At 37.7% G+C, this 7,804-nt stretch carries 11 protein-coding genes; 8 read left to right on the top strand and 3 right to left on the bottom strand.

Annotated elements, in window-relative coordinates; all coding sequences use genetic code 11:
• Positions 1–106: 106 nt before the first annotated feature.
• Positions 107–562 carry a GNAT family N-acetyltransferase gene (locus NF543_RS24870; protein WP_257670902.1) on the bottom strand — a complete coding sequence of 152 codons (456 nt, stop codon included), beginning with the start codon at positions 560–562 and terminating at the stop codon, positions 107–109.
• Positions 563–988: 426 nt separating this feature from the next.
• Between NF543_RS24870 and NF543_RS24865 the strand changes: the two genes are divergently transcribed.
• The 7 genes from NF543_RS24865 (at position 989) to NF543_RS24835 (ending at position 5,144) form a co-directional block, all read left to right on the top strand.
• Positions 989–1,420: an META domain-containing protein gene (locus NF543_RS24865; protein ID WP_257670901.1), complete on the top strand. Its 432-nt coding sequence runs from the start codon at positions 989–991 to the stop codon at positions 1,418–1,420.
• Entirely contained in the window at positions 1,417–2,232 is an 816-nt protein-coding gene (locus NF543_RS24860) for an META domain-containing protein (RefSeq protein ID WP_257670900.1), read from the top strand. Before NF543_RS24865 ends, NF543_RS24860 begins: the two co-directional genes overlap by 4 nt.
• Positions 2,233–2,399: 167 nt before the next feature.
• Positions 2,400–3,299, top strand: a complete 900-nt coding sequence (locus tag NF543_RS24855) for a type IV toxin-antitoxin system AbiEi family antitoxin domain-containing protein (protein WP_257670899.1) — start codon at positions 2,400–2,402, stop codon at positions 3,297–3,299.
• Entirely contained in the window at positions 3,296–3,460 is a 165-nt protein-coding gene (locus tag NF543_RS24850) for a hypothetical protein (protein ID WP_257670898.1), read from the top strand. The genes NF543_RS24855 and NF543_RS24850 overlap by 4 nt, the downstream gene beginning before the upstream one ends.
• Positions 3,461–3,524: 64 nt before the next feature.
• The gene (locus NF543_RS24845) at positions 3,525–3,980 is read left to right on the top strand and encodes a hypothetical protein (RefSeq protein ID WP_257670897.1); all 456 of its coding nucleotides are present in this window, start codon (positions 3,525–3,527) and stop codon (positions 3,978–3,980) included.
• Positions 3,955–4,620: a Crp/Fnr family transcriptional regulator gene (locus NF543_RS24840; RefSeq protein ID WP_257670896.1), complete on the top strand. Its 666-nt coding sequence runs from the start codon at positions 3,955–3,957 to the stop codon at positions 4,618–4,620. Before NF543_RS24845 ends, NF543_RS24840 begins: the two co-directional genes overlap by 26 nt.
• 71 nt (positions 4,621–4,691) lie before the next feature.
• Positions 4,692–5,144: a DoxX family protein gene (locus NF543_RS24835; RefSeq protein ID WP_257670895.1), complete on the top strand. Its 453-nt coding sequence runs from the start codon at positions 4,692–4,694 to the stop codon at positions 5,142–5,144.
• Positions 5,145–5,247: 103 nt separating this feature from the next.
• On the opposite strand, the gene NF543_RS24830 is transcribed toward NF543_RS24835, so the two are convergent.
• A complete protein-coding gene (locus NF543_RS24830; RefSeq protein ID WP_257670894.1) occupies positions 5,248–6,240 on the bottom strand; it encodes a transposase in 993 nt (330 codons plus the stop codon).
• A 639-nt stretch (positions 6,241–6,879) separates the two neighbouring features.
• Here NF543_RS24830 and NF543_RS24825 point away from each other — a divergent pair.
• Positions 6,880–7,059, top strand: coding sequence for a hypothetical protein (locus NF543_RS24825; protein WP_257670893.1), 180 nt, complete (start codon positions 6,880–6,882; stop codon positions 7,057–7,059).
• 576 nt (positions 7,060–7,635) lie between these two features.
• Here the strand turns inward: NF543_RS24825 and NF543_RS24820 are convergent.
• Positions 7,636–7,804 (bottom strand): ATP-binding protein (locus tag NF543_RS24820; protein WP_257670903.1); only part of this gene is annotated, 169 nt, incomplete at its 5' end.

Raw genomic sequence — 7,804 nt, 5'->3', positions numbered from 1 at the left:
TTACCCGAACGTTTCTCAAAAAAAGGGAAAAAGTAAGTGCTGAAACTAATCGTTGGTCCTTACTTTTATTGTTTTGATAAATTCCATTTTTCTTACATCTATTAAATTATAAATTCCACTCGTAATTCAGCCAATCATTATTTTCACTCGCTCCTAATCTTTCATAAAATTTTTGTCCTGCTGTATTCCAAGGTGCAACCGTCCATTTTATTTGTGTGCAATTGTTCTGTACTGCCTCTTCTTTCAAAGCGTTCATCAATTGCTCACCAATTTTTTGACCACGATAATTTTCGTCCACATACAATTCCTTCATATAAATCGCTGGTCTGTTTTGCGCAGTGTAAGGCAGAAAATAATAGACCAACATTCCTGCAATTTTGTCTTTGTCTTCTGCTACGATGCAATAAAAATCTGGCGGATTTTTAGTAAAACCACTTTCTTTTACAATTTCGGGTGTAATGGCAAAACTGTCAATGTACTTTTCAAAAACAGCCAACTGTTCCATTAAAGTCCAAATTTTCTCGCTGTCAGTTGCTATTGCTTTTCTGATTTTAATGTTCATTTCTTTATATTTTAAAACTGTTTTTTTAAATGAGCAACCGCTTTTAGTCCCACAATAGAACCAATTAAAGTAAGGCCAGTAAGCCCTGCGGCGATAAAAGAAGAAATGATTGCAATAGCCATCGGTGTCATTCATTGATTACACGGCAATTATAAGAAACAGGAGTGATATTTTCCCTTATAAAAAGAAACCCGCTACCTTTATATGGATGAGGAAACCAAAAAATTCCTTAAAAACATCCGGTACCAAATACGTTTCGGGATTAGTCTGCTTACCAGATTAAAAGACTGCCAACCACCTGGCACCATGTGTTTACTTAACACCTAATATTTTATTGATTTTACTATTCGTTTTATTTATAATGACTATTTTCGTAGTCATTATAAATAAAACCGCAGAAAATAAAACCATATAAAACTTCCAATCATGAAAACTACAAAAATCCTTTCGCTATTCATTTTTACACTAATTATCTGTTCTTGCGCATCAACAAAAAAAGTAGCGACCGACAATCTTTTTAATACCACTTGGGAACTTGAGTACCTTTCCGGACCAAGAATTGCCTTTGATGGTTTGTACCCTGATAAAAAGCCAAAAATCACATTCAACAAAACAACCAACAAAGTAGAGGGCAATAACAGTTGCAACGGTTATTCCGCTGACTATACCTTGAACGGCGATGGAATTTCTTTTGGTGAACCTGTCCCAACAACAATGATGTTTTGTGGTGAAGGCGAAAAATTCTTTTTAAATACCATAAAAAAAGTAAACAAGTACAAGATCGATAATGATGGAAAATTAAACTTGATGATTGATGATATACCGATGATGCGCTTTAAAAAATCCGCCCAAGAATGAAACTTTCAGTAACAATACCATTATTTTTCCTTTCTATTATACTGCTATCGTGCAATAATAAAATAGCGAACAAAAATAATGATGTTTTAAAGACAAGCTTAAAAGATTCTGCAAATATAGAAACAACCAAAGGCCTAAAAAACAATAACCAGGTTAGCAATGACGTCTATTTTAGAGCTACCGGTACTGAACCTTTTTGGGGATTGGAAATATCAGAAAGCCTTATAAAGCTGACCACAATTGGCGATTCCACAATGACACCACACACCTTTCCCGTACGTGCTATGGATGCCAATGTTAAAATGTACAAGATACAAACAGAATCCAATGAAATGACCATTCAAATCGTCCAATCCGAATGTACCAATGCAATGTCGGGCAAGGTATCACCTTATACTGTTACGATAGCGTACAAGAAGAACACCGATGAAAAGTTAACGACATGGCAAGGATGTGGGCACTACATAACCGACTATCGCCTGCACGACATTTGGGTGCTGGAGAAAATAAATGGCAACGATATAACAAAAGAAGATTTTAGTAAAGAGTTCCCTATTATGGAAATTAATAGCACAACTAGCAAATTTATCGGATTTGCAGGTTGCAACCGTATGAATGGTTCTTTGTTTTCTGAAAAAGAATTGCTTCGCTTCACGAACATTGCTACCACAAAAATGATGTGTGAACCTGCCAATAAAGAGTCGGAATTTTTAAAGGCATTACAGAGCAGTACCACCTATAAAATTGCAAACAACCGTTTAACGCTGTCAAATCCAGATAGGGAATTATTAATATTCAAAAAAATAGATTAACCTCAAAATTCAAAAAAATGAAAAAACTAATCATTCTATCGCTGCTCACAATAAGCTTTACAATAAACCATTCTATATAATCGCGGGCAGATGGTCGAACGACCCGAAGTTTTTTATTTTTTTCCCCACCGCAACTTTTTTAAAAACAATTTTAAACAGCCGCACAAGTGACTCTTTTTAGCCAACGCACCACTAAAAATAATGTTTCATATTCAAAATATCAGGTTTATCCTGACATTGTTACTATGAAAAATAAATACGTATCAACACAGTCAAATGAACTTCTATCCTATTTCAATGGACAGAACAAGGCTTGCTTTGATTATAGTGAAGCTTTCAACGCATTACCTGATTCAAAGGGAAGCACACTTCGGGAACTCCTAAGCGACATGACAAAGCGAGGGCTTCTAATGAGATTGAAGGATGGAATTTATTACATCATACCATACGAAGCAAATGCAGAAACCTTCATGCCCGACTGGCATTTGATTGCTGAACATTTGGTAAATGATGCCAACCATTACATTGGATATTATTCGGCTTTGCAAATTCATAACCTAATTACACAGCCATCATTAAAAGAACAAATTGTTGTATCGAAACAAATCCGTCCATCTGAAATTAAAATCAAAGACGTTCCCTTTCAGTTTATTTATCACAATGAGAAACACTTTTTTGGTGCTAAGAAAATTTGGATTGACAGCTTCAATAAAGTACTATGCTCCGACTTAGAAAAAACTTTTATAGACTGCTTATTTAAACCAGACTACGCAGGTGGAATTGTTGAAGTAGCCAAGGCAATTTACGTTTCAAAAGACAAAATCAAATACGACACGTTGCTTGAATACACTAAAAAATTTGATTCGCAAGCAGTAGTAAAACGACTGGGCTTTCTTTTAGAAATGCTAGAAATCAATTCAAAAATTATTGATGATTTGCAAAAAATTAAAACGGCTTCGTATGTGTTGCTTGACACGGAATTACCCAAAGTCGGCAAACGAAACAGCCGTTGGAGCATTCAACAAAATTTGGAAACTGAAACCATTAAATCTGCTATCTACACATGATTAAACCTGGGGAAATACAGCAAAAGGCAAGAGCGGTTGGTGTTCGTGACCAGCAGATTGAAAAGGAAAGTTCCATGAGCGAACAAATACAAGACTTGCCAGACTTTGACAAAGTTGAACGTGAAGTGCAACGACATTTTAAAAAATTAGATATAAAATGAGGAAATTGAAATTCATAGATTTATTCGCAGGACTTGGTGGGTGGAAATAAAATTGAGATACAACTTGACTGAAAAAATAAAAAAAATGACCAGAACAGTATCCCAAAAAATGGGTATTAAGGAAAACTCAAGAGCAATCTTTGTCAATTCTGACATAGAAGCCTGTAACAATATTGAGTTGCCTTCACTTGACATATCAACCAAATTGGAAAATGAATTTGATTACATTCATCTATTCGTAAAACACCAGTCTGAATTCATAGACCAATTTCCTATACTTAAACCTTACTTAAAATCAAGTGGTATGCTATGGGTTTCTTGGCCAAAAGGTGGAAAATTAGGAACAGACTTGAACATAAAAACAGTGATAAAATTGGGTTATGACTATGGGCTTATTGAAAGTACTTGTTTGAGTATTAACGACATTTGGTCAGGCTTGAAATTTACGCATCCCAAAAAAGGAAAAGTTTACAATAATAGTTACGGAAAATTGAATGATGAAAGAACAACGACCCGCTAACAGCACCGACCCATTACTTGTTAGCGGCAATCTTAAAATACAAGCCCCAAAACAATTGATGGACTCAACTAAATTAATTAATCACTTTTCAAAACATATAAAGCTCACAACTGACGAAATTGAATTAATCAATTCTTTATTCTCGCAAAGGAGCTTAAAAAAGAGAGAATTCTTATTGAAAAGCAATCAAATTTGCAGAACAGAAAGTTTTATTTTCAGTGGCTGTTTGAGAACTTATTCAATTGATGAGAATGGGTTTGAGCATACATTGACATTTGCTGTCGAAGATTGGTGGACGGGAGATTTATTAAGCTTCCTTACAGAAATGCCTTCCTTTTATAACATTGTAGCATTAGAAAACAGCGAAATTCTACAAATCACAAAAATGAATTTAGACAAACTATATGTTGAAGTGCCAAAATTGGAACGATACTTTAGGCTGCTCATCCAAAACGCATATGTAACACAACAACAAAGAATCATTCAAAACCTTTCTCAAACAGCCGAACAACGATACCTTGCCTTTATTGAAAAATACCCTGCATTTTTACAAAGAATCTCACAAAAACACATTGCATCTTACCTTGGCATTACACCTGTATTTTTGAGTATGCTTAGAAAAAAAGTGAGCAGGTGGTAATTTCTTCAACTACTTTAACTTTTTTATCACCCACTATTTTCAATTTTGCTTTTGAAACAAAAAGCAATACAATGAAAAATAAAATTTTTGGCACCGATAAAGATTGGACAGGATTTGTGATTAGACTCACACTTGGATTAGTAATGTTTCCACACGGAGCACAGAAAGTGTTGGGTTGGTTTGGTGGGCCCGGATTTACCAAAGAGATAGAACATCTGACAGGCCATATGCACTTGCCTTGGATTGTTTCAGTATTAGTAATTCTGATAGAATTTTTCGGAGCTATTTCTCTAATAATAGGCTTCGCCTCAAGGTTATGGGCTATAGCTTTCAGTACTTTATTTATAGGTATCATCTTTACAGCACATTTAGAGTATGGCTTCTTTATGAATTGGTTTGGAAACCAAAAAGGAGAAGGATACGAATATCATCTGTTGGTAATCGGTTTATGTATTGCATTGGGATTGAACGGAAGTGGGAAGCATTCAATAGACCATTTAATTTCAAAAAAATCAAATCCGTGAGTTTAAGAAAGGACGTTTACAGGAAATGCCGTTGGAGGGTGATTTTGTGGTGTATGTATTCTAGGTTTAGGTTAGTTCCAAATTTTGTTTAAAATTCTTTCAGTCACGATGCTTTTAAGTAATCCCCAACGTATAGTTCCCCGCGTTTGATCAGGGAAAAAATCCGCAGTAACAGTTTGAACCGGACATTATTCACAACGACCCCAAAATGTTTGTTAACAAGCTTCCGTTCTGCATACGCCTTGATTTCCTTATCATGAATGATGGCGACCCTTGCAGCTTGGGTCAGTTCCTGTTTGAGTTCTTTGTTTGCAAGATGGCTGACCCGTTTCCGGCCTTTAATGCTGGTGCCTGAGAAGTTATCGAATGGGATCACACCCACATATACCGCATATTTTCTGGCATCCCTGAACCCCGTAAAGTTTCCGGTATAAGCGATGGTCATCCATGCGTTCACAGGCCCTATGCCTTTGATGCTGGTAAGTATCCGGTAGTTTTTCAGAAAGGATTCGTTCGATTCGATAAGCCTCCTGATTTCGCCCTCGATTGTAGCTGTCAACCGCTCATTCATTCTCATTTTTTGCTTCGATAGTCGAGTTATTATATCTGACCCCGGACTTTGGAAAACGTGTTTACGCTCTTTGATTGTGTTCAGTAAACCCGCATTTTCCCGCACAAGCCTTTTCCTGTAGGAAAGCAATTGTTTGAGTTGTATGATGTTGACATCAAGCCGGCTGTCGGGCTTGAGTCTTTTGATTTTCTCTTCCCCGTACCTGCTTATACGGAAAGAGTCAATCTGATCCGATTTTCCCCTTGTCATTCCCATTGACCGCTTGATCTCAAGCCCGGGGACCCGGCAATAACAAACGTTCTTTGACTCGCAGAACTGAAGAAAACGGTATTCGTATCCACCGGTGTGTTCCAGGACAACAAAGGCGGTTTCCAGGTCGATCCCGCTCAGCCGGCACCATTTCACGAATGAGGCAAATCCTTTACCGTCGTTGGGGATTTTAAGGTGTAAACGACGTTCGGCCGAACTGATGTCCAGCGTGAGCTTGGAAACATCTACACCCAGAATAACACTGTAATTTTCCATGATTGCTTTTAATAAATGATCACCATAATATTGCCTTTTGCCAAAAACCTTTGATTTTTCCAAGGTGGTATTCTAGCTGGGCCTTGGGCAATACGTATAGGCAGGGGACTGATACATGCATAAGTTCTTAAAAACTACCACTACAATTAGTTCGCCCCTGCCTTTAACCTTAACGATTAAAATATTCTCTATATTTCCTATATCTTCCATTCGGCACCTCAAGAACAAACACAATACGTAAAAGCAGGGGACTGATACATACATAAGTTCTATTAACTACCATTACAATTAGTTCACCCTGCCTTTACCTCGTATTTGAAAACATTCCCAGCATTTAAGCCCTCTTAAGAACAAAGGTATTATAAGGGAAAATATAACCAAGAATTGTATCGAGGTTAGGTTTAGAAAGGGGTGCAGCAAATATATCGTCTAGGCTTGCAAAAAAAATTGCCGATTTTTTTGATATTGAAGTTGCGCAACTCTACATGGACAAACCTATCAAATTAAAGTTACCTCTAAAAACTCCAACTATTGCAACTTTCTTGGATATTCCGGCGATACCCAAAGTTCTTCATAAACAGAAGAGCTGAATACAGCGTCGCAAATTTTCTGCGTAATGTACTCCTTGAGGACTCCATTATGTTAGAAGGACAAACAGTTGGCCATTTGATTGAATACTGCGAAGAAAAATACAACCGTGAACTGAATAGCCAAGAAGCGTCCCGGGAGCTCAGACGCTTATATCAAAAGGGCATCCTCGATCGGGAAGACAAATTCGGCAATGGGTCGGTTTACCTTTATAAACTGAAAACCGATTAGGCGNCCAAGAAGCGTCCCGGGAGCTCAGACGCTTATATCAAAAGGGCATCCTCGATCGGGAAGACAAATTCGGCAATGGGTCGGTTTACCTTTATAAACTGAAAACCGATTAGGCGTAAACAAGAAACCCGTTACCTAAAAGATAACGGGAGTCCGCCCCAATGGGATTAGGGGCTATCAACCTAAACCTGAGACGAAGATATGGACTTCTTTTGATATTTTCACAGCATGCGTCGACATAAACAAATTCTCTCGATAGCTTCCGGCTATAATTTCCCTGAAAGGTTTGGAAATTAAATGTTAACCTCCTATCTTTATAATGACCAGTGCAACCTGGGCTCATGCAAGTGATTTTTATTTCGGTGTTTTGCCGTTGGTGTAGACGTAAATGCGAGGCGGCTTGTACTGAGAATTGCTGAGGGATTTTACTAACTGATTAATAGATAAGGAAAAGGAAGATAAACTAACTATGTTTGATATCACAAATAGTGATGTATATATCGGTGATTCTGGGCCAAGCGTATCGCTTGAAGATGGGCCACCCGTATCGGTGATAGCGGGCCAGCAATTATAGGATTATTTTTTCACTTTTCTCAGGCATTCCCCGGATAATGACAACCGGTGCGCACCATGTACCAGCCTGTCCAAGATGGCATCGGCGATTGTCCCTTCCCCGATCACTTCATACCAGGCACTGACTGGGATGCTCCACCAGCAACGAAACATGTACGCTTCCCCTGCCATC

Origin of the sequence: Parapedobacter tibetensis, from assembly GCF_024704835.1 — a bacterium.
In the GTDB taxonomy this organism is placed as follows: Bacteria; Bacteroidota; Bacteroidia; order Sphingobacteriales; family Sphingobacteriaceae; genus Parapedobacter; species Parapedobacter tibetensis.
The sequence above is the reverse complement of the archived record's forward strand: the minus strand, read 5'-3'. Positions and strand labels throughout refer to the sequence as shown.

Bases quoted from the DNA above. Each gene is read 5' to 3' on its own strand.
- NF543_RS24870 (WP_257670902.1), bottom strand. From the start codon at position 562: ATGAACATTAAAATCAGAAAAGCAATAGCAACTGACAGCGAGAAAATT.
- NF543_RS24850 (WP_257670898.1), top strand. From the start codon at position 3,296: ATGATTAAACCTGGGGAAATACAGCAAAAGGCAAGAGCGGTTGGTGTT.
- NF543_RS24835 (WP_257670895.1), top strand. From the start codon at position 4,692: ATGAAAAATAAAATTTTTGGCACCGATAAAGATTGGACAGGATTTGTG.
- NF543_RS24865 (WP_257670901.1), top strand. From the start codon at position 989: ATGAAAACTACAAAAATCCTTTCGCTATTCATTTTTACACTAATTATC.
- NF543_RS24825 (WP_257670893.1), top strand. From the start codon at position 6,880: ATGTTAGAAGGACAAACAGTTGGCCATTTGATTGAATACTGCGAAGAA.
- NF543_RS24860 (WP_257670900.1), top strand. From the start codon at position 1,417: ATGAAACTTTCAGTAACAATACCATTATTTTTCCTTTCTATTATACTG.
- NF543_RS24840 (WP_257670896.1), top strand. From the start codon at position 3,955: ATGATGAAAGAACAACGACCCGCTAACAGCACCGACCCATTACTTGTT.
- NF543_RS24830 (WP_257670894.1), bottom strand. From the start codon at position 6,240: ATGGAAAATTACAGTGTTATTCTGGGTGTAGATGTTTCCAAGCTCACG.